We start from the raw sequence: 21347 nt of genomic DNA, 5'->3' as shown, positions 1-21347 counted from the left end.
TTTTTACTAAAAAGCGGTAACACTATGTCTCTTTCTCAAATACAACATTGGCTTCCTTTACTGACAGATAATAGTCCATTTCTGTTTGCTATTTTGGACTCGGATCATAACTATGTGACCGTAAATAATCGTTACTGCGAAATCAGTGGATTAAATAGAGAAGAGTTATACGGTCGATCTGATAGCGATATTTTAGGAGCTCATTTCTACTCGTCACTTAAAGCGTATTATAATAGAGCGCTAAATGGAGAGAAAATTGAAGCTGAAATCACTCTCGATGACCACCGCTTTGATACCAGTCTTCATTTCAGTCTATTCCCTATTGAACAAGATAATGGCACCTATATTGTTTTTCACGCTGTCGATACCTCTGAGCGGCAGCAACTACTTAGCTCTTTGAAAGAGAGTGAATCAAAATATCATAAACTCACCGAACTGCTTAATGACGCGGTCTTCTTAATTGAAGGTGACATTATTGTCTCCGCAAATACCGCCTCAGCTAAAGTACTTGGTTTTAATAAAGCCAGTGAATTTATCGGTGAAAGTATTGAGCAACTGTTAACTCCTGCAAATAAAAACCAATCATTATCAGAAGCCATTATCACTCTAGCGTCGGAACAACAATTAATTGTGAGAACGACCGTTAATTGTGGTACGCGAATAGAGCTAACCTTAACCGTTGAAGAAACACACATTTTAGGTAGCCCTGCTCATTTAGTTATTGTAAAAGAAAATAAAAAACAGACTGCAGTTGTAAGCCAAGTTGCCGCATCCCAAATTGATTTATTAACGGGGATCTATAACCGACACGGTTTTACTCACGTTATTGAAAAAATGATTAAAGAAGATGTTCCCTTTTTCATGCTCTATTTGGACATCGATAACTTTAAAAACATTAACGACTCTTTAGGCCATCACATTGGCGATAGAGTATTAAAAGAAATTTCAACTCGCTTACAGAAGTTACTTCCAAAACACGCAGTGGTTGGTCATCTAGCCGGAGATGAATTTGGTATTCTTTTTCCAAAACCTGAACACAACCAAATCCTTGAACAACTGGCTGAAAAGATAATAAAGCTGATCAATCAACCTTTTGACCTGGTTCATTTCTCTAAACGACTCGCTTGTTCTATTGGTAGCGTTCAATACCCAACCGATGGGACAGATGCTCGAAGCTTGCTACAAAATGCAGATACCGCAATGTACGAAGCCAAAGATCGTGGCCGAAATCGATTAATCAAATTTCATGACCAAATGAACAAAGAAGCAAGAATGCGTTTATGGTTAGAAATTGAATTACAAAAAGCCTTACAAAACAATGGCCTTGAAGTATGGTATCAGCCAAAAGTAAGTGCTCGTGATTTCAGAATCAATGGTGCTGAAGCTCTTGTGCGTTGGAAGCACCCTGTAGAAGGTTATATCAGCCCTGCTCGATTTATTCCCGTTGCTGAGCGTTCAGGCTTGATTGAAACGCTAGGCAAAGTGGTTATGCGTGAAGTATTCCAGACAGTTAAAGAATGGAGAAGCCAAGGTATTTTACCGGGAAGAATTGCCATCAACCTGTCACCAGAACAATTTGGCAACCCTCTGTTGCTTGAATATATGGAGCGACTATTAAAAACAACTCAAGTGGATCCAAACGACATCACTCTCGAGTTAACAGAAAGCGCAGTAATGAGTGATGGTGAGCATGCCATTCAAATGCTTGATGCGATTAAAAAACTTGGGTTTACCCTTTCTATTGATGACTTTGGTACTGGTTATTCCTCTTTAGCTTACCTTGCTCGCTTCCCACTCGATGAATTAAAGATTGATCGTGGTTTCATTAATGAAATAGATACACTACCCAAACAAATTACTATTATTGAAAATGTGATTAATTTAGGTAAAAACTTGAACATGGATATCGTTGCTGAGGGTGTAGAAACAAGACAACAAGCGATGCTGCTATCAAGTTTAAACTGTGATTCCATTCAAGGCTTCCACTTCCACAAACCTCAACCAAAACATGAGATTGAAGCGCTATTAGTACAAAATAAACGTTCAAGATAATCAAATACTTGCCTACTTAATACCTAGATAGTGCCTGCCACTTTCTAGGTATTACAACCTATTATGTAAAATTAAATCAAAAAAAGTCATCTTTAATACTATTTAATGCCAAGGCTTTATTAAGACAACAAAAGAACAAAAAACCTGCCTTAAATCAAGTTTCAAATTTATCTTATCATTATCATAGAGCATCAGATTTTTGTAACTAGGTATTCTTATGGAACTCCTCTGCCCAGCTGGTAATTTACCTGCTCTAAAAACCGCAATTGATTGCGGTGCCGATGCGGTTTATATCGGTTTTAAAGACGATACTAATGCTCGCCATTTTGCAGGTTTAAATTTCACCGGTAAAAAGCTTGAGAAAGCAGTGCAATACGTTCACGACCATAATAAGCACATTCACGTCGCTTTAAATACATTTGCTCACCCAGATGGATTTAGCCGTTGGACTAAAGCCGTCGATAATGCGGCAGCTATGGGGATTGATGCATTAATTATCTCAGATATTGGGGTTCTAGAATACGCGGCGAACACTTATCCAGATTTAGAACTACACTTATCAGTTCAAGCTTCTGCAACCAACGTTGCTGCGATTGATTTCTATAAAAAGAATTTCAATATCAAGCGTGTTGTCTTGCCACGAGTTCTCTCAATCCATCAGGTAAAACAACTATCACGCAATCTAACCTCTGATGTGGATTTAGAAGTTTTCGCCTTTGGTAGCTTATGCATCATGTCTGAAGGTCGTTGTTACTTATCTTCTTATATGACAGGAGAATCACCAAATACCGTTGGTGCTTGCTCTCCAGCAAAATATGTTCGTTGGCAAGAAACAGAAAATGGCCTTGAATCACGATTGAATAATATTCTTATTGATCGTTATGGTGAAGGTGAGAATGCAGGTTACCCAACACTTTGTAAGGGCCGCTTTGATGTAGAAGGAAAAACATTCCATGCATTAGAAGAGCCTACCAGTTTAAATACCTTATCTCTTGTGCCTGAACTTTTCGCTGCTAATGTGGCCTCTGTAAAAATTGAAGGTCGTCAACGTAGTCCTGCTTATGTCGAACAAGTAACGCGAACTTGGCGAGCAGCCATTGATCATTATAAAGCAAATCCTGAAGGTTATTCTGTTGAACCTAAATGGGATGCAACTCTGGCAAATGTATCTGAGGGGACTCAAACAACCCTTGGTGCTTATCATAAGAAGTGGCAATAGGAGAACATTATGAAATATGCATTAGGTCCACTTTTATACTTTTGGTCTAAAGAGAATATTGAATCTTTTTATCTGAAATCGATAAGCAGTGAAGCAGATATTATTTATTTGGGCGAGAGTGTTTGTTCAAAACGTCGTGAAATGAAACCAAAAGATTGGTTTGCTATTGCTAAAGATATTTCTGACTCTGGCAAGCAAGTCGTTTTATCGACTATGGCGCTCTTAGAAGCCCCAAGTGAAGTCAATGCCATGAAAAAGTACATTGATAATGGTGATTTCATTATTGAGGCTAATGACGTTTCAGCGATTCAATTAGCTTCAGAAAGCAAAGTTCCTTTCGTCGTTGGACCAGCGGTTAACTGTTATAACGCTCAAACCTTAAACTTATTTTTGAAGCAAGGTATGACTCGTTGGTGTATGCCTGTTGAACTATCACGTGAATGGTTACAGAACGTATTAACTCAATGTGACGACCTTGGGATCCGCGATAAGTTTGAAACTGAGGTGTTCAGCTATGGTTATCTGCCATTAGCATATTCAGCTCGCTGCTTTACCGCAAGAGCGGAAAATAAACCCAAAGATGAATGTGAGACTTGCTGTATTAAGTACCCAAATGGCATCACGGTAAACAGCCAAGAGGGACAAGAAGTCTTCACCTTAAACGGCATTCAAACTCAATCGGGTTATTGCTACAACTTAATTAACGATCTACCAAGTATGAATGAACTGGTTGATGTTGTGCGATTAAGTCCTTTAAGTGTTGAAACATTCAGTGAAGTTTCTAAATTTAAAGCCAATGAAACAGGCTTAGAAAAATTCTCTTTAAAAGATGCTCGTCACTGTAATGGTTATTGGCATAACATTGCTGGCCTTGATATACAGTTATAATATCGCCCAAATAGCGTTATTAAGATAACAAAAAGCCCTTACTTATACACTTTAAACTAAGAGTATAAGTAAGGGCTTTTTATTTAACTGAGTCGAACGACTATTATTCGGTCGCTTCGTCTTTTAACACTTCTTTTTCTGGTTGTTCTGGCGCTGATTTTACTTCTAACGCTTGTTGCTGTTTCAGTTTCTCTTCTTGTATCGCTCGTAATGATTGGTAAATTTTACCAAGCTCAACAAATGAATAACGATGTTCAACAAACTCATAGACATTACCCGCCATTGCTAATTTATACAGAGCAATTGCATTTGGATAATCACCTTCGTGTTGATAACGCTTAGCAAGATAGAAGTAACCTTCTGTCAACTTTTCAGCTAAAGCAACATTATTGCGGGTAGTACTAAGTATTGTTTTTAAAAATTCATCTTCTGATGTTTCTTTTAAAATAACGCCAGCTAACTCCCAACCAAAATCACCGTCAGTTCGTTGTTGATACTGAACTTTAAATTCTTCTGTTGCTGCAATAGGATCAATTTCAAGACCTATCCAATAGAGCCAAATCGCACGATATGGGTCTGTTGGTGCATCATTATAATGTTTCTTTGCTATCTCATAAGCTTGATCGTAACGCTCGCCATAATAAAGGGCGATAGCTAAATTACGCTCTGCAAATTGATTCGTTGGGTCGAGTTCTAATGCAGAATCTAATGCTTCATAAGCACCATCAAAGTCAGTATTTTGCGTGTAATACACACCCAAAATATTAAAAACATCACTTTGATCTGGCTTTAAATTAAGAGATTGGGTGAAGTCTACACGAGCTAAATCACGTAGACCTAAACTGTCATTAATTAAACCACGTTCATAGAACATTTTTGCACGAGTAATATTATCGACATCTGGTCGTAATAACAGTTGGTCCAAACGAGACAGCTGGATCTCTTGCTGAATACTTGGCTGCAAAGGAACCGCCATTGGTGGAGTGCCCCATCCAGAGGAGTTTGATGCACATCCTGATATAACTAATACTGCGCCTACTAACGCAACTCGAATCCAATTCACTCATTTTCTCCTATGATAAGCTGACTTCTTCTAACTACAGTTAAAAGAAAAGGGAGCATTTCTGCTCCCTTTATAACACGCTTTAAATCAAAAGACTGTAATCAATCAGATTATTCTGCGTCTTTAACTTCTGCAGCAGCTGCTGGGTTTAGCTCAGCATTTGCTTCTTTGATACTTAGACGGATACGGCCTTGACGGTCGATCTCTAGTACTTTAGTTTGTACTTCTTGACCAACTTGTAGGTGGTCAGCTACTTTCTCGATACGCTCTTCAGCGATTTGAGAAATGTGTACTAGACCTTCTTTAGGACCAAGAACTGTAACGAATGCACCGAAATCAACGATACGCATTACTTTACCTGGGTAGATCTTACCTACTTCAACTTCAGCTGTAATCTCTTCGATACGACGAATTGCTTCTTGTGCAGCAGCACCTTCAGTCGCAGCGATTTTGATAGTACCGTCGTCTTCGATTTCGATAGTTGTACCAGTTTCTTCACAAAGAGCACGAATAACCGCGCCGCCTTTACCAATAACATCTTTGATCTTATCAGAGCTGATTTTCATTGTGTGGATACGTGGAGCGAATTCAGAGATATCTTCACGAGCACCAGAGATTGCTTCATCCATAACAGTAAGGATGTGCTTACGCGCGCCTTGTGCTTGGTTTAGAGCGATCTGCATGATCTCTTTCGTGATACCTTCGATCTTGATGTCCATTTGAAGTGCAGTGATACCAGCATTAGTACCTGCTACTTTAAAGTCCATGTCACCTAGGTGATCTTCGTCGCCAAGGATGTCAGAAAGAACAACGAAATCGTCGCCTTCTTTAACAAGACCCATAGCGATACCAGCAACAGATGCTTTAATTGGAACACCAGCATCCATAAGTGCTAGAGAAGTACCACATACAGAAGCCATTGAAGATGAACCGTTAGATTCAGTGATTTCCGATACTACACGTACTGTGTATGGAAATTCTTCAACAGAAGGCATAACCGCTTGGATACCACGTTTAGCTAGTTTACCGTGACCAATTTCACGACGCTTAGGAGAACCAACAAAACCAGTTTCACCTACACAGTATGGAGGGAAGTTGTAGTGTAGAAGGAAGTGATCTTTCTTCTCACCCATTAGGCTATCGATGATTTGCGCATCACGTTGTGTACCAAGCGTTGCAGTAACAAGTGCTTGAGTTTCACCACGAGTGAATAGAGAAGAACCGTGTGTACGTGGAAGAACACCAGTACGTACGTCTAGCGCACGAACCATGTCTTTTTCACGGCCATCGATACGTGGGTGACCAGCAATGATGCGGCTACGTACAACGTTTTTCTCTAGAGAACCAAGCATGCCACGGATTTCGCGCTCGTCTAGTTCTTCATTTTGAGCTAGAAGTGCTTCAACAGCTTCGTTTTTAATTACGCCAACTTGCTCGTAACGCGCCATTTTCTCAGTGATTTGGTACGCTTCAGAAAGACGAGTTTCTGCAAGCTCAGCAACTTGTGCTTTAAGCTCAGCGTTTACTTCTGGAGCAGTCCAATCCCAAGCAGGAGTAGCAACTTCAGCAGCAAATTCGTTGATAGCTTTAATTACTACTTGTTGTTGGTCGTGACCAAATACAACAGCAGAAAGCATTTCTTCTTCAGATAGGTTATCAGCTTCTGATTCAACCATTAATACTGCGCCTTCTGTACCAGACACAACTAGGTCTAGTTTAGAATTTTCAAGCTCAGTGTTTGATGGGTTAAGAACTAGCTCACCATTGATGTGACCAACACGTGCAGCACCGATAGGACCATTGAATGGTACACCAGCGATAGAAAGTGCAGCAGACGTTGCGATCATAGTGATCATATCTGGGTTTACGTCAGGGTTGATAGAAACAACCGTAGCGATAACTTGAACTTCGTTTTTAAACGCACTTGGGAAAAGTGGACGAATTGGACGGTCGATTAGACGAGCCGTTAGAGTTTCGCCTTCTGAAGGACGACCTTCACGCTTAAAGAAACCACCAGGGATTTTACCAGCAGCGTATGTACGCTCTTGGTAGTTTACTGTTAGTGGGAAGAAATCTTGACCTGGTACTGCGTCTTTTTTAGCAACAACAGAAACGAATACTGAAGTATCGTCCATGCTTGCCATAACAGCAGCAGTTGCTTGACGAGCCATTACGCCCGTCTCAAGAGTTACGGTATGGTTACCGTACTGGAATGATTTTACGACTGGATTCGCGAACATTATTTTTCCTTTATTCTTAACGCTCAAACCATTTCTGGCTGAAATTAAGAAAATTTAAGTGATAATTCAATCTATTACCAATCGCGACTAGTACAAATTTACTTAATAAAAGATAACTTGTAATAGTCGCGACCTAGTGGCCGACTTCGGTGACTGTAATAGATGAACAAAATTATAGAGTTAAAAACGCACACTGCGATTTCAACGGCCATAGTATACCCCAATTAGGGCAATATGCGAGGTTCAGAAATGAAAAAGGAGAGTTATACCAAGCTATGTGTTTATTGCAGATACAAAAAAAGGAGCGATAAACGCTCCTTTTTGTCAAACTGTCTTTACAGACATCGCAAATTAGCGACGTAGGCCTAGACGTTTGATTAGATTTTGGTAACGCTCGCTGTTTTTACCTTTTAGGTAATCAAGAAGCTTACGACGGCTAGAAACCATACGTAATAGACCACGACGGCTGTGGTGATCGTGCTTGTGATTAGCGAAGTGACCTTGAAGGTGGTTGATAGAAGCAGTAAGTAGTGCTACTTGTACTTCTGGTGAACCTGTATCGCCTTCAGATTGTGCGTATTCTGCAACGATTGCTGCTTTAGTTTCTGCATTCAGAGACATAATGCTCTCCTGATAAGAGTTGTTTAATATATGTAGCAGCCAATCTCTGATTCAGCCACTACGCGAAGGGCGAATTATACGGATGAACAATAATAAAGCAATAAAAAAAAGAGCAAAAACCACAAGGCCTTTGCTCTTTCTTAATCAAGACACTCAAGAGTGTTTATTTATCTTCTTCGACTTCATCTCGGAAAACAACTAAACGCTTTGGTGCAACACGACCGTCATTATCAATATGTCCAATACCAATAAATAAACGCTCTTCACCCGAAGTCATTCGTACGATCCCCTCTTGAGGAGCCCCAAACACTTGAACTGGTTGTCCATGTAAAACATGATCAGCCAATTCTGGGATCATGTTTACTTCAGGTAAATCTTGAACTGCTGAATCCATAGGCATTAGTAACGGATCAAGTAACTCACGCGGTGCAATATCTTCACGATGAGCTTGTTCTAGTAAAGCTTCAAGATACTCAATCGTTACCATATTCTCATATGGGTAATTTGATACACCCGTACGACGTAAATAGGTTACATGAGCACCACAGCCTAACATCTCACCTAGATCATCTGTAATTGTGCGAATGTAAGTGCCTTTAGAACAATGCACTTCCATCTCAACTTCATGACCTTCAAAGCGAATTAATTCAATTGAATAAACCGTGATTTTACGAGATTTACGAGGTACTTCAATGCCTTCACGTGCGTATTCATACAAAGGGCGACCTTCGTGCTTTAACGCTGAAAACATTGATGGAATTTGATCTGTTGTACCACGAAACTTAGCGATGCAACGCTCAAGCTGACCACGATCAACCTTCACTTCACGAGTTTGAACCACTTCACCATCAGAATCTGACGTATTAGTACGTTCACCAAGCTTCGCTACCACACGATAGCGTTTATCTGAGTCTAATAAAAACTGAGAAAACTTCGTCGCTTCACCAAAACAAAGAGGCAACATACCTGTAGCTAGAGGATCAAGCGCACCAGTATGGCCCGCTTTCTCTGCAAAGTAGATGCGTTTTACTTTTTGCAATGTATCGTTCGACGTAATTCCTGCCGGTTTATCAATTAAGATAACGCCATCAATAGGACGACCCTTACGACGACGAGCCATTACTCTTCCCCTTCGTCTGATTCAGTACGGCCTGATTCAGCCATTTTACGCTTATCGGTATTCATCACGTCTGTTACCAAGTTAGACATACGCATACCTTCAACAAGAGTATTGTCGTAAGTAAAACGAACTTCAGGAGTTAGACGGTGACGGATACGTTTACCAAGCATCATTCGAACTGGAACTTCATGCTCTTTCAATGCAGCTAGGCATGTTTCTGGTGTTTGATCACCAACACAGAAGAAAGTAACGAACACTTTTGCGTAAGCAAGGTCACGAGATACTTCAACATCTGAAATAGTAACCATACCGATACGTGAATCACGAACTTCACGTTGCAAGATTACCGCTAATTCTTTTTGTAACTGTTGCGACACACGTTGTGCGCGGCTAAATTCTTTTGACATATCATTTCTCACTTAGAAAGATGGGGGGCGTGGTAATTACCAGCCCCCCATGGTGTATTTAACAACCGATTACTCCATTATTTCATTGAATAATAGAAGTAATTATAGTCAATTAATCAAGAGTACGTTGAATCTCGATGATTTCGAATACTTCGATTTGGTCGCCAGCGCGAACATCGTTGTAGTTCTTAACGCCGATACCACACTCGTAACCATTTTTAACTTCAGCAACATCGTCTTTGAAACGACGTAGTGATTCTAGTTCGCCTTCGTAAATTACGATATTGTCACGTAAAACACGAATTGGGTTATTACGCTTAATAGTACCTTCAGTAACCATACAACCAGCGATAGCGCCAAGTTTAGGAGACTTAAATACTTCACGTACTTGTGCAAGACCAATGATTTCTTGACGGAACTCAGGAGCAAGCATACCGCCCATCGCTTGTTTAACTTCGTCAATCAACTGGTAGATGATTGAGTAGTAACGAAGGTCTAAGTTTTCGTTTTCAATTGTACGGCGAGCTGTCGCATCAGCACGAACGTTGAAGCCTAGAAGGATTGCATTAGATGCTGCTGCAAGTGTTGCATCAGTTTCAGTAATACCACCAACACCAGAACCAATGATGTTAACTTTTACTTCATCAGTAGACAGTTTCAGTAGTGAATCAGCGATTGCTTCAACAGAACCTTGAACGTCAGCTTTAAGTACAACGTTACATTCAGCAACTTCACCAGCTTCCATGTTTGCAAACATGTTTTCTAGTTTCGCTTTTTGTTGACGAGCTAGTTTAACATCACGGAATTTACCTTGACGGTAGTTAGCAACTTCACGCGCTTTACGCTCATCACGAACAACTGTTGCTTCGTCACCTGATGCAGGAACACCAGAAAGACCAAGAATTTCTACAGGAATAGATGGACCTGCTGATTCGATGTCTTTACCGTTTTCATCGCGCATTGCACGAACACGGCCGTACTCTTGACCACAAAGAACGATATCGCCTTTGTTTAGTGTACCTGACTGAACAAGAACAGTAGCAACTGGGCCACGGCCTTTATCTAGACGAGATTCAACAACAACACCTGATGCCATACCTTCTTTAACCGCAGTTAATTCAAGTACTTCAGATTGAAGAAGGATTGCTTCAAGAAGACCTTCGATGTTTGTACCTTGCTTAGCAGAGATATGAACAAAGATGTTCTCGCCGCCCCACTCCTCAGGAATAACGTCGTATTGAGCAAGCTCATTTTTAACGTTATCTGGGTTAGCGCCTTCTTTATCGATTTTGTTTACCGCTACAATCAGAGGTACACCAGCCGCTTTTGCGTGTTGGATAGCTTCGATTGTTTGTGGCATAACACCATCATCTGCAGCAACAACAAGTACAACGATATCTGTCGCTTGAGCACCACGAGCACGCATAGCAGTAAACGCTGCGTGTCCAGGAGTATCAAGGAAAGTGATCATACCGTTGTCAGTTTCAACGTGGTATGCACCGATATGTTGTGTAATACCACCAGCTTCCGCGTCAGCAACGTGTGCACGACGGATGTAATCTAGTGTTGAAGTTTTACCGTGGTCAACGTGACCCATGATAGTAACAACAGGAGCACGGCCTTCAACCGCTGCATTGTTATCACGATCAGATAGTACAGCTTCTTCTAATTCGTTTTCTTTACGAAGAACCACTTTATGGCCCATTTCTTCAGCAACTAGAGCTGCTGTTTCTTGGTCAATAACTTGGTTGATAGTCGCCATAGCGCCCATCTTCATCATAACTTTAATTACTTCAGTCGCTTTTACTGACATTTTGCTTGCCAGTTCAGAAACAACAATCGTCTCGCCAATTGCAACATCTTGCTTAGCAACAGTTGCTGATTTATCAAAGCCGTGTTGCATAGAAGTAGGTTTGTTTACTAGAGGCTTCTTGTTGCGACCGCCGCGTTGGTTACGACCACCGCGAGATGCTTCAGCAGGTTTTGCTTTTTTCTTACGACGACGAGGCTGTTGCTCATCTTTACGGTCTGCAGCATCTTCTGCTTCACGAGCGTGAGATGAAGTTGTTACGTGATAATCTGCAGTTTTTTCAGCTGCTGATTTTTTCTGCTCTTCTTCTTTCCAACGAGCTTCATTTTCTTCAGCTAGTTTACGAGCATCTTCAACTAGTTTTGCAGCTTCTGCTTCTGCTTTACGAGTCGCTTCTTGTTCTTGACGAAGTTTTAGTTCATCAGCTTCTTTTTTTGCTTGATCGTTTTTAGTAGTCATTTCTTTTTTAGCCTTTTCAGTCTCAGCACGCTTCGCTTTTTGTTCAGCGTCACGCTTTGCTTTAACCTCTGCTTCAGCATCACGTTTAGCATTTTCTTCCGCTTCACGTTGTGCTTTCTGTTCAAGTTCGCGAATTGCAGCATCCTCTGCATCACGTTTTGCTTGTTCTTCAGCTTCCGCTTTCAGTTGCTCAGTCTTTTTCTCTTCTTCAAGTGTGCTTGCTTTTACATAAGTACGTTTTTTACGTACTTCAATTTGCACATCTTTACTTTTTCCGCCTGAACCAGCAACACTTAATGTGCTGCGAGTCTTACGCTGAAGAGTTAGACGGGTTGGTGAAGCGCTTTCATCAGCACTACCATGCTCTTTCTTTAGATGAACAAGCAATGATTGCTTTTCACCTTCAGAAACAGAGTCTCCATCTTTTTTATTAATACCAGCATCTGAAAATTGCTGAAGTAAGCGGTCAACCGGAGTTCCAATTTCTTCACTAAGTGCTTTTACCGTAAGCTTTGTCATACCGCTTCTCCTTGCTGAAATAATTATGCTTCGTCGCTGAACCAACAAATGTTACGTGCTGCCATGATTAATTCACCAGCGCGTTCTTCTGTTAAGTCTTCAATATCAGACAGCTCATCAACACCTTGGTCTGCAAGGTCTTCCAGTGTAATTACACCTTTAGCTGCAAGTTTGAACGCTAGCTCACGTTCTAAACCTTCAAGAGCAAGCAAGTCTTCAGCTGGTTCAATACCATCTAAAGATTCTTCTTGCGCTAGTGCAAGTGTTGTTAATGCTTCTTTAGCGCGAGTACGAAGAAGATCTACTGTTTCTTCGTTTAACGCTTCAACTTCAAGTAATTCATTTACAGGAACGTAAGCGATCTCTTCAAGTGTTGTGAAACCTTCTTCAACAAGTAGTTGAGCGAAGTCTTCATCAATGTCTAAATGCTTAACAAATGCATCAATAGAGCCTTGAGCTTCTTCTTGGTGCTTCTTGTTAAGATCAGCAACTGTCATTACATTTAGTTCCCAACCAGTTAGTTGAGATGCTAGACGTACGTTTTGACCACTACGGCCAATAGCTTGTGCTAGGTTATCAGCTTCAACAGCAATATCCATAGTATTGTTGTCTTCATCAACAATAATAGAAGCTACTTCAGCAGGTGCCATTGCATTGATAACGAACTGCGCTGGGTTATCATCCCAAAGCACGATATCGATACGCTCACCGCCAAGATCGTTTGATACAGCTTGAACACGTGCGCCACGCATACCAACACACGCACCAACTGGGTCAATACGCTTATCGTTAGTTTTCACTGCGATTTTAGCACGAGAACCTGGATCACGAGCAGCCGCTTTAAGTTCAATCAGCTCTTCACCAATTTCTGGCACTTCTACGCGGAACAATTCAGTCAGCATGATGCCTTTTGAACGAGTCATGAATAACTGGAAGCCTTTAGCTTCTGGTTTCACTGCGTATAGAAGACCACGAACACGGTCACCTGGACGGAAGTTTTCACGAGGAAGTTGGTCTTCACGTAAAATTACCGCTTCAGCGTTGTTACCAAGATCAACAATAATAGCATCACGGTTTACTTTTTTAACGATACCAGTGATTAGCTCACCTTCGTTATCAATGAATTGTTCAACAATCATTGCACGTTCAGCTTCACGTACTTTCTGTACGATAACTTGCTTCGCTGTTTGTGTAGTAATACGGTCAAACGTTACTGATTCGATATCATCTTCAACAAAACCACCGATTTCGATCGTTTCATCTTCAAATTGTGCCGCTTCAATAGAAATTTCTAATGTTGGGTTCTCAACTTGAGCAACCGCTTCCCAACGACGGAAAGTTTCAACAGCACCTGTTTTGCGATCAATCGCTACACGTACTTCAATTTCTAATTCAGATTTTTTCTTTGTTGCTGTTGCTAGCGCGATTTCTAATGCTTCAAAAATTCGCTCACGAGGAACAGCTTTTTCATTTGATACTGCTTCTACAACAGCTAAGATTTCTTTGTTCATTTTAGCCTCTATTCAGCCTTAAAATTTAGGAACTAAGTTCGCCTTTGAAATGTTGCTTAACGCAAATTCTTCATTGTTACCATCAACTGTAACCGTAACAATTTCACCGTTAATGTCTAGGATATCCCCTTTCCATTTACGACGGTTATTCATCGGCATTTTTAATACAAGGCTGACTTCGTGACCAACAAATTGTTGATAATGTGCGGCTTTAAACAGTGGACGTTCAAGACCTGGAGACGAAACCTCTAGGTTATATGCTACTGTAATTGGATCTTCTACATCCATTACTGCACTGATTTGACGACTGGCTTCTGCACAGTCCTCCACAAAGATGCCATTTTCATGGTCGATAAATACACGTAACGTTGAGTGTTCACCCGCACGAATAAATTCTAAACCGACCAATTCATAACCTAAAGCACCAACAGGAGCCTCAAGCATTTCTGTTAGTTGTCTTTCTAATCCTGTCATTGATATCCCCTGAAAACAAAAAAAGGGCACTAAAGGCCCAATTTTTTAAAAAACAGTCTGTTTCAGATAGCAAAAAACCCCGATAATTGCGGGGTTTAGTACTGCTGGACCCTGAATGCCACTTGCGTAGCTTATCTAATAAGAGCAATTACTTTTATTAGATAATTGGTTGCGGGAGCCGGATTTGAACCGACGACCTTCGGGTTATGAGCCCGACGAGCTACCAAGCTGCTCCATCCCGCGTCCGAAAAGAACAAAGAAAGTATAGTTTCTTTATCCTTTTATTACAAGAATCAAATTCTTGTCTGAATATGGTGCCGAGAGAGGGACTTGAACCCTCATGCCCTAGAGCACTAGCACCTCATGCTAGCGTGTCTACCAATTTCACCATCTCGGCTAAAGTCGTTTAAAGAGGTACGTCGCTGTTTTCAGTAGCAGGAACGTCACTCACATTATCAGTTACTTGTTCTGTAGCTTGTTGATCTAATTTAAGATCAAAACCTTCAGATTTATGCGTAGACATATTGCCTAATGCTAAACTGATAATAAAGAATACTGTTGCACAAAGTGCGGTCATTCGGGTTAAAAAGTTTCCAGAGCCACCAGAGCCAAATACTGTATTTGATGCTCCAGCCCCAAATGAAGCTCCCATATCTGCGCCTTTACCGTGTTGTACCAATACTAGGCCAATTACACCGACTGCGGCAATCAGATAAATCACAAGTAGAATCGTATGCATTCCGTCACCTATGTATCTAATTAATGTACCGGTAGCCCATTGGCAACACCAGCGCCCTCTCAATTAAGAGGCCGGAGGATATTAACTAAACTAGGCTACTATGACAAGTTAAAATTAACAAAAAACGTTCAATTTCATTTAATTGCTTAAATTAACAGCTTTCTTTTACTGCATTCGCGATTTGAAGCGCATATTGCTGAACAAGCTCAGCATTTTCGCCCTCTACCATAACGCGAATTAATGGTTCAGTTCCTGATTTACGTAATAAAACTCGACCATTATCACCCAATTTTGATTCTACATCAGCTTGAGCTGCTTTAACTGCATCTGAATCAAGAGGATTATTATCGCCAGTAAAGCGAACGTTCTCCAACACTTGAGGGAACATAGTCATACCATTACATAATTCTTGTAATGACATTTTACTACCGACAATAGAAGCGATCACTTGAAGTGCCGCAACAATGGCATCCCCCGTGGTTACTTTATCCAATAGAATAACATGGCCTGAATTTTCCGCCCCTATTAACCAGTTGTTCTCTAATAGTTTTTCCATCACATAACGGTCACCGACATCAGAGCGAACAAATGGGATACCTAAATGACGCAATGCCACTTCCATCCCCATATTTGTCATCAGTGTGCCAACAACACCGCCTTTTAGCTCACCACGGCGTAATGCGTCACGAGCGATAATATAAGCAATTTGGTCGCCATCAACTTTTGCACCAAACTCATCAACCATGATAATACGGTCGCCATCGCCATCAAAAGCAACACCGAAATCGGCTTTTTCTTCCAACACTTTAGCTTGTAGAGCACGTACATCTGTAGCGCCTACTTCATGGTTAATGTTGGTACCGTTTGGCTCACAACCAATAGTAATGATCTCAGCGCCTAACTCTTTAAATACATTAGGAGCAATATGATACGTTGCGCCATGAGCACAATCGACAACCATTTTAACCCCCGCTAAGCTAAGCTCTTTAGGGAAGGTACTTTTACAAAATTCAATATAACGCCCAGCAGCATCATTTAAGCGAGATGCTTTACCTAATAACGCAGATTCTACACACGTCATTGGTTTATCTAGTTCAGCTTCAATCGCCATTTCGATATCATCAGGAAGTTTAGTTCCTTCTGATGAGAAAAATTTAATACCGTTGTCGTAATATGGGTTATGAGATGCAGAAATAACGATACCGGCTTCAGCACGAAACGTCTGAGTAAGGTAAGCCACAGCTGGCGTTGGCATTGGACCCGTAAATTTCGCTTGTAACCCAGCTGCAGCTAAACCAGCCTCTAAGGCTGATTCCAACATATAGCCTGAAATACGCGTATCTTTACCAATAATGACTTTTTTTGTGCCTTGCTTAGCTAAAACTTGTCCAGCCGCCCAACCCAGTTTCATAATAAAATCAGGGGTGATAGGTGCTTGACCTACAAGTCCACGAACACCATCGGTTCCAAAATATTTACGCTCAGCCATGCTGTACTCCATGTTTTAATTCTAATAATTTATTTAAATATAATACCAGAGATATTAGTTAAGATACTTGTTCTAATGTTGCTTGGCACACTTTAACGATATCCATTGTCTGCTCAAAATCATGCACACGAATAATCTGAGCACCTTTCATTGCAGCAATGCTTGCACATGCCAAGCTTCCAGATACTGCCTGCGTAGGCTCGATACCCAGTAGTTTAAAAATCATTGATTTACGCGACATTCCCGCCAAGATAGGAAGACCTAATTGATGGAAACGTTCTAAATTTGCAAGCAATTGGTAATTATGCGCTAAGGTTTTACCAAATCCAAACCCAGGATCAAGAATTAACTTATCTTTTGCGATACCAACCGATTGGCAAGCAACAATTCGCTCTTCTAAAAAGGTAGATACATCAGTAAATAGGTCGTTATAAATAGGATTAGATTGCATTGTGCGTGGCTGGCCTTGCATATGCATTAGACAAACAGGTACGTTTGCTTTCGCTGCAACTTCTAATGCGTTTGGCTCTTGCAATGCGCGTACATCATTAATTAAATCAGCGCCGGCTTTAACCCCTTCCTCCATCACAACGGCTTTACTTGTATCGATCGATATCCACGTATCAAATCGTTGGTGTATTGCTTCAATAATTGGAAGAACTCTATCTAACTCTTGTTGAAGATCTACCTCAGGCGCACCTGGCCTTGTTGACTCACCACCAATATCAATAAAGCTGACACCTGCATTTACCATTTTTTCCGCTTGTTTTAACGCAGCATCTAAATGAGTAAATTTACCACCATCAGAAAAAGAATCCGGCGTAACATTAAGGATCCCCATTACATGAGAGCGATCCAGTATTAACGTCTTATCTTTACTTATCAATTTCATGATCAGTCCTTTTTAAATACAAAAACCCCGAGCATAACTCGGGGTTTATTTTTAACTTAATTCATCTTATTTTTCTGATGAATCTGAATCACTCTTAGTATCTTCAGTTGGTTGCGTTGTTTTTTCTTCCTCAACCTTCTCTTCTACTTTTGATTCTTCTTCCGCTTTTTGCGCAGGTTTTTCTTCTTTCGCTTGAGGTTGATTGTCATCACCCCAACCTTGTGGTTCACGAATTTCTGCTTTACGGTCCATCAAGTCATCAATCTGACCTGCATCAATCGTTTCAAATGTCATCAGTGCATCTTTCATTGCATGCATGATATCCATATTATCTTCAAGGATCTGTCTAGCGCGAGCATAGTTACGATCAATGATGGTACGGATTTCAGCATCAATAAGCTTCAATGTTTCTGGTGATACATGTTTTGACTGGTGAGAACCGCCGTGACCTGAGAATGGGTCACCTTGGTCTTCTGCGTATAATAATGGTCCTAGCGCATCCGAGAAACCCCACTGGGTTACCATTTTACGTGCAATATCAGTTGCTCGTTCAATGTCATTTGATGCACCAGTTGATACTTTATCAACACCGTAGATAAGCTCTTCAGCCAATCGACCACCGTATAGACTTGAAATCATAGATTCTAAGTGCTGACGGTTCATACTTACTCGGTCTTGCTCAGGTAAGTACATCGTTACACCTAGCGCACGGCCACGTGGAATGATTGATACTTTATACACTGGATCGTGTTCAGGAACTAAACGACCAACAATAGCATGACCCGCTTCATGATACGCAGTCGAGGCTTTCGTCTCTTCTGTCATTACCATTGATTTACGCTCTGCACCCATCATGATTTTGTCTTTCGCAAGCTCAAACTCAACCATTGATACAACACGCTTATTAGTTCGAGCAGCGAATAACGCAGCCTCGTTCACTAAGTTTGCTAAGTCAGCACCAGAGAAACCCGGTGTACCACGAGCAATAAGCGATGGTTCAACACCACCCGCTAATGGCACTTTACGCATATGAACTTGAAGAATTTGTTCACGACCACGAATATCCGGTAAACCTACAACAACTTGACGGTCAAAACGGCCTGGACGTAATAACGCCGCATCCAGAACATCAGGACGGTTAGTTGCAGCAACGACGATAATACCTTCGTTACCTTCAAAACCATCCATCTCAACCAACATTTGGTTTAGTGTTTGTTCACGTTCATCATTACCACCACCAACACCAGCGCCACGTTGACGACCTACAGCATCGATTTCATCGATAAAGATAATACAAGGAGATGATTTCTTCGCTTGTTCAAACATGTCACGCACACGAGATGCACCAACACCAACGAACATTTCAACGAAGTCAGAACCTGAAATTGAGAAGAACGGTACTTTAGCTTCACCAGCAATCGCTTTTGCAATCAGTGTTTTACCCGTACCAGGAGGTCCGACTAAAAGAACACCTGTTGGGATTTTACCACCCAACTTTTGGAAACGACTTGGTTCACGTAAGTAATCAACCAACTCTTTAACGTCTTCTTTTGCTTCATCACAACCAGCAACATCATCAAACGTTGTTTTGATCTGCTCTTCAGTCATCATCTTGGCTTTGCTTTTACCAAAGGACATTGCCCCTTTGCCACCGCCGCCTTGCATTTGACGCATAAAGAAGATCCAAACACCAATAAGAAGAATCATTGGGAACCACGAAATAAAGATAGACTCAAGTAAGCTCTGCTCTTCAGGTGGTGTTCCTTTAACGATTACGTTTTGGTTAATAAGGTCATCAAGCAATTTAGGATCTTGGAATACAGGCATGTATGTCACATAACGAGTACCGTCACGCTTCATTACCTTTATTTCACGATTATTAAAGGTTGCTTCTTGTACCTGACTATTACCCACTTCTTTTACAAAGGTGGTGTAGTCAATCGAACGACCAGAGCTATCACTCGGTCCAAAGCTTTGGAATACTGACATTAAAACGACAGCAATAACTAGCCATAATATTAGATTTTTTGCCATGTCACTCAAGGTGTTAACCCCGCGTTAACTAAATAGATGAAAGATAGAGTACTACAGTTTATAAGCTGTAGCTACTACGTACGAATTATCCTTTGTAACCAGTGGCTACAATATACACTTCACGAGAACGTGCACGTGATGAATCTGGTTTTCTAATCTTAACAACTTTGAACATAGTACGCACTTCTTGTAAGTATGCATCAAAGCTTTCACCTTGGAATACTTTCACTGTGAAGCTGCCGTTAGGCGCCAATACTTGACGGCACATATCCAGCGCAAGCTCAACAAGATACATAGCTCTTGGTTGGTCTACTGCTGGGTTACCCGCCATATTTGGAGCCATATCAGACATTACCACATCAACCATATTCGGTTTAATGCGCTCAAGCAATGCGTCTAATACAGCTTCTTCCCTAAAGTCCCCCTGCAAAAAGCTCACACCTGCGATTGAGTCCATAGCTAAAATATCACAAGCAATTACTTGTCCAGAATCACCGACTTGTTCAACCGCGTATTGTGACCACCCACCAGGAGCAGCACCAAGGTCAACCACCGTCATTCCTGGCTTTAATAACTTGTCTTTATTTTGAATTTCTTCAATCTTAAAAATAGCACGAGAGCGATAGCCTCTTTTCTGCGCTTCAAGAACGTATTTATCATCAAAATGTTCTTTTAACCAGCGGCCAGAGCTTGCTGAAAGTTTATTCTTACTCATGCATTACCTAAAAATACTTAATTTAAATTAGAAGACTGAAACAAAAAATAGTCTTCAGGGATAGATGGCGTTAGAATAGGCTGTTTTCAACCCTTAATATAGAAAAAATCGGGTATATATGAACCTAAGCACAAAACAGAAGCAACACCTTAAAGGCCTTGCTCACAATTTAAAACCCGTTGTAATGATGGGCTCAAATGGTCTTACTGAAGCTGTAGTAGCTGAAATTGAGATTGCTCTTAACCACCACGAGCTAATCAAAGTTAAAATCGCTTCTGAAGATCGTGAAACTAAACTATTGATTGTTGACGCAATCATTCGTGAAACAGAAGCTGAAAAAGTACAAGTTATCGGTAAGACTCTTGTTCTATTCCGTGCTAGTGAAGCTCGTAAAATCGAGATCCCTAGAAAATAATTTCTACACTAATTCTGTAAGAAATTAAAAAGGCCGTCTTAGTTTTCTTCTTTTAAAGATAACTACGCGGCCTTTATATTTTCTATCGTAGTAACACTTAAATGTACTCTACTTTTTCTATTTCAAGCTCTTTAGTGCCACCAGGAGTCTGAATGTTCACTTCATCTCCTTCCATTTTACCAATTAAACCACGAGCAATCGGAGAATTTACTGAAATACGACCTTCTTTAATACTTGCTTCATCATCTGCAACGATCTGATATTTTACTTCTTCATCAGTGTTCACATCGATCAGCATTACTGTCGCACCAAAAATAACCTTACCTGTGTTGGTCATTTTTGTTACATCAATAACTTGCGCCATTGATAGCTTATATTCGATATCACGGATCTGTGCTTCACAAATACCTTGCTCTTCACGAGCTGCATGATACTCCGCGTTTTCTTTCAAATCACCAAGCTCACGAGCTTCACCAATTGCTTTTGAAATCAAAGGGCGACGCTTTAATAATACGTCTAGTTCATCACGCAGTAGCTTCTCGCCACGTACCGTCATTGGTACCTTATTCATATTTTCTACCTCTAAAGCTGAAATTACAAATTCAGCAAATAAAAATCCCACCCAGGCTGACTTACTGCAACAATTTGCGAATGAGAACATAATCCTAAGTGTATCTGTT

The 21347-nt window shown here is 40.8% G+C and carries 18 protein-coding genes and 2 tRNA genes; 4 read left to right on the top strand and 16 right to left on the bottom strand.

The genetic code is table 11. The annotated features are described in order from the left end of the window. The first annotated feature begins 24 nt into the window (after positions 1–24). The 3 genes from ED622_RS19480 to ED622_RS19470 all read left to right on the top strand — a co-directional run bounded on the left by ED622_RS19480 (position 25) and on the right by ED622_RS19470 (position 4159). Positions 25–2052 carry an EAL domain-containing protein gene (locus ED622_RS19480; protein WP_122036680.1) on the top strand — a complete coding sequence of 676 codons (2028 nt, stop codon included), beginning with the start codon at positions 25–27 and terminating at the stop codon, positions 2050–2052. Positions 2053–2269: 217 nt separating this feature from the next. Continuing rightward, on the top strand, positions 2270–3271 hold the full coding sequence (locus ED622_RS19475; protein WP_122036679.1) for a peptidase U32 family protein: 1002 nt from the start codon (positions 2270–2272) through the stop codon (positions 3269–3271). 9 nt (positions 3272–3280) lie between these two features. Continuing rightward, positions 3281–4159: a U32 family peptidase gene (locus ED622_RS19470; protein WP_122036678.1), complete on the top strand. Its 879-nt coding sequence runs from the start codon at positions 3281–3283 to the stop codon at positions 4157–4159. Positions 4160–4262: 103 nt separating this feature from the next. Here the strand turns inward: ED622_RS19470 and nlpI are convergent, their stop codons facing one another. From nlpI to rlmE, 15 genes are all read right to left on the bottom strand, one after another. After that, positions 4263–5222, bottom strand: a complete 960-nt coding sequence (gene nlpI / locus ED622_RS19465; protein ID WP_122036677.1) for a lipoprotein NlpI — start codon at positions 5220–5222, stop codon at positions 4263–4265. A 110-nt stretch (positions 5223–5332) separates the two neighbouring features. Then, positions 5333–7462, bottom strand: a complete 2130-nt coding sequence (gene pnp / locus ED622_RS19460) for a polyribonucleotide nucleotidyltransferase (RefSeq protein WP_122036676.1) — start codon at positions 7460–7462, stop codon at positions 5333–5335. Positions 7463–7813: 351 nt separating this feature from the next. After that, positions 7814–8083, bottom strand: coding sequence for a 30S ribosomal protein S15 (gene rpsO / locus ED622_RS19455; RefSeq protein ID WP_060992441.1), 270 nt, complete (start codon positions 8081–8083; stop codon positions 7814–7816). Between the two features lie 163 nt (positions 8084–8246). Continuing rightward, positions 8247–9203: a tRNA pseudouridine(55) synthase TruB gene (gene truB, locus ED622_RS19450; RefSeq protein WP_122036675.1), complete on the bottom strand. Its 957-nt coding sequence runs from the start codon at positions 9201–9203 to the stop codon at positions 8247–8249. After that, complete coding sequence (gene rbfA, locus ED622_RS19445) at positions 9203–9610, bottom strand: 30S ribosome-binding factor RbfA (RefSeq protein WP_122036674.1); 408 nt, start codon at positions 9608–9610, stop codon at positions 9203–9205. The genes truB and rbfA overlap by 1 nt, the downstream gene beginning before the upstream one ends. Positions 9611–9722: 112 nt before the next feature. Further along, positions 9723–12398: a translation initiation factor IF-2 gene (gene infB / locus ED622_RS19440; RefSeq protein WP_122036673.1), complete on the bottom strand. Its 2676-nt coding sequence runs from the start codon at positions 12396–12398 to the stop codon at positions 9723–9725. A 23-nt stretch (positions 12399–12421) separates the two neighbouring features. Further along, positions 12422–13909 (bottom strand): transcription termination factor NusA, encoded by a 1488-nt coding sequence (nusA, locus tag ED622_RS19435; protein WP_122036672.1) that lies wholly within the window; start codon positions 13907–13909, stop codon positions 12422–12424. An 18-nt stretch (positions 13910–13927) separates the two neighbouring features. After that, positions 13928–14383 carry a ribosome maturation factor RimP gene (gene rimP / locus ED622_RS19430; RefSeq protein ID WP_012549404.1) on the bottom strand — a complete coding sequence of 152 codons (456 nt, stop codon included), beginning with the start codon at positions 14381–14383 and terminating at the stop codon, positions 13928–13930. A 166-nt stretch (positions 14384–14549) separates the two neighbouring features. Then, positions 14550–14626, bottom strand: a tRNA-Met gene (locus ED622_RS19425). Between the two features lie 69 nt (positions 14627–14695). Beyond that, a tRNA-Leu gene (locus tag ED622_RS19420) sits at positions 14696–14780 on the bottom strand. 9 nt (positions 14781–14789) lie between these two features. Continuing rightward, positions 14790–15122: a preprotein translocase subunit SecG gene (gene secG, locus ED622_RS19415; protein WP_122036671.1), complete on the bottom strand. Its 333-nt coding sequence runs from the start codon at positions 15120–15122 to the stop codon at positions 14790–14792. Positions 15123–15273: 151 nt separating this feature from the next. Then, on the bottom strand, positions 15274–16611 hold the full coding sequence (gene glmM / locus ED622_RS19410; protein WP_122036670.1) for a phosphoglucosamine mutase: 1338 nt from the start codon (positions 16609–16611) through the stop codon (positions 15274–15276). Between the two features lie 58 nt (positions 16612–16669). Continuing rightward, the gene (folP, locus tag ED622_RS19405) at positions 16670–17503 is read right to left on the bottom strand and encodes a dihydropteroate synthase (RefSeq protein ID WP_122036669.1); all 834 of its coding nucleotides are present in this window, start codon (positions 17501–17503) and stop codon (positions 16670–16672) included. 66 nt (positions 17504–17569) lie between these two features. Continuing rightward, positions 17570–19537 (bottom strand): ATP-dependent zinc metalloprotease FtsH, encoded by a 1968-nt coding sequence (ftsH, locus tag ED622_RS19400; protein ID WP_122036668.1) that lies wholly within the window; start codon positions 19535–19537, stop codon positions 17570–17572. A gap of 85 nt (positions 19538–19622) precedes the next feature. Then, on the bottom strand, positions 19623–20252 hold the full coding sequence (gene rlmE / locus ED622_RS19395) for a 23S rRNA (uridine(2552)-2'-O)-methyltransferase RlmE (protein WP_122036667.1): 630 nt from the start codon (positions 20250–20252) through the stop codon (positions 19623–19625). A gap of 118 nt (positions 20253–20370) precedes the next feature. Here rlmE and yhbY point away from each other — a divergent pair, with 118 nt between their 5' ends. Next, complete coding sequence (yhbY, locus tag ED622_RS19390; RefSeq protein WP_122036666.1) at positions 20371–20667, top strand: ribosome assembly RNA-binding protein YhbY; 297 nt, start codon at positions 20371–20373, stop codon at positions 20665–20667. 97 nt (positions 20668–20764) lie between these two features. On the opposite strand, the gene greA is transcribed toward yhbY, so the two are convergent. Continuing rightward, on the bottom strand, positions 20765–21238 hold the full coding sequence (gene greA, locus ED622_RS19385) for a transcription elongation factor GreA (RefSeq protein WP_122036758.1): 474 nt from the start codon (positions 21236–21238) through the stop codon (positions 20765–20767). Positions 21239–21347: the final 109 nt, after the last annotated feature.

Source organism: Aliivibrio sp. EL58, assembly GCF_900312675.1.
GTDB lineage: Bacteria > Pseudomonadota > Gammaproteobacteria > Enterobacterales > Vibrionaceae > Aliivibrio.
The sequence above is the reverse complement of the archived record's forward strand: the minus strand, read 5'-3'. Positions and strand labels throughout refer to the sequence as shown.

Excerpts from the sequence above, each read along its gene's own strand:
- infB (WP_122036673.1), bottom strand. The coding sequence starts at position 12,398 with ATGACAAAGCTTACGGTAAAAGCACTTAGTGAAGAAATTGGAACTCCG.
- glmM (WP_122036670.1), bottom strand. The coding sequence starts at position 16,611 with ATGGCTGAGCGTAAATATTTTGGAACCGATGGTGTTCGTGGACTTGTA.
- rlmE (WP_122036667.1), bottom strand. The coding sequence starts at position 20,252 with ATGAGTAAGAATAAACTTTCAGCAAGCTCTGGCCGCTGGTTAAAAGAA.
- folP (WP_122036669.1), bottom strand. The coding sequence starts at position 17,503 with ATGAAATTGATAAGTAAAGATAAGACGTTAATACTGGATCGCTCTCAT.
- ftsH (WP_122036668.1), bottom strand. The coding sequence starts at position 19,537 with ATGGCAAAAAATCTAATATTATGGCTAGTTATTGCTGTCGTTTTAATG.
- ED622_RS19475 (WP_122036679.1), top strand. The coding sequence starts at position 2,270 with ATGGAACTCCTCTGCCCAGCTGGTAATTTACCTGCTCTAAAAACCGCA.
- rbfA (WP_122036674.1), bottom strand. The coding sequence starts at position 9,610 with ATGTCAAAAGAATTTAGCCGCGCACAACGTGTGTCGCAACAGTTACAA.
- greA (WP_122036758.1), bottom strand. The coding sequence starts at position 21,238 with ATGAATAAGGTACCAATGACGGTACGTGGCGAGAAGCTACTGCGTGAT.
- nusA (WP_122036672.1), bottom strand. The coding sequence starts at position 13,909 with ATGAACAAAGAAATCTTAGCTGTTGTAGAAGCAGTATCAAATGAAAAA.
- ED622_RS19470 (WP_122036678.1), top strand. The coding sequence starts at position 3,281 with ATGAAATATGCATTAGGTCCACTTTTATACTTTTGGTCTAAAGAGAAT.
- truB (WP_122036675.1), bottom strand. The coding sequence starts at position 9,203 with ATGGCTCGTCGTCGTAAGGGTCGTCCTATTGATGGCGTTATCTTAATT.
- secG (WP_122036671.1), bottom strand. The coding sequence starts at position 15,122 with ATGCATACGATTCTACTTGTGATTTATCTGATTGCCGCAGTCGGTGTA.
- rpsO (WP_060992441.1), bottom strand. The coding sequence starts at position 8,083 with ATGTCTCTGAATGCAGAAACTAAAGCAGCAATCGTTGCAGAATACGCA.
- ED622_RS19480 (WP_122036680.1), top strand. The coding sequence starts at position 25 with ATGTCTCTTTCTCAAATACAACATTGGCTTCCTTTACTGACAGATAAT.
- rimP (WP_012549404.1), bottom strand. The coding sequence starts at position 14,383 with ATGACAGGATTAGAAAGACAACTAACAGAAATGCTTGAGGCTCCTGTT.
- yhbY (WP_122036666.1), top strand. The coding sequence starts at position 20,371 with ATGAACCTAAGCACAAAACAGAAGCAACACCTTAAAGGCCTTGCTCAC.
- pnp (WP_122036676.1), bottom strand. The coding sequence starts at position 7,462 with ATGTTCGCGAATCCAGTCGTAAAATCATTCCAGTACGGTAACCATACC.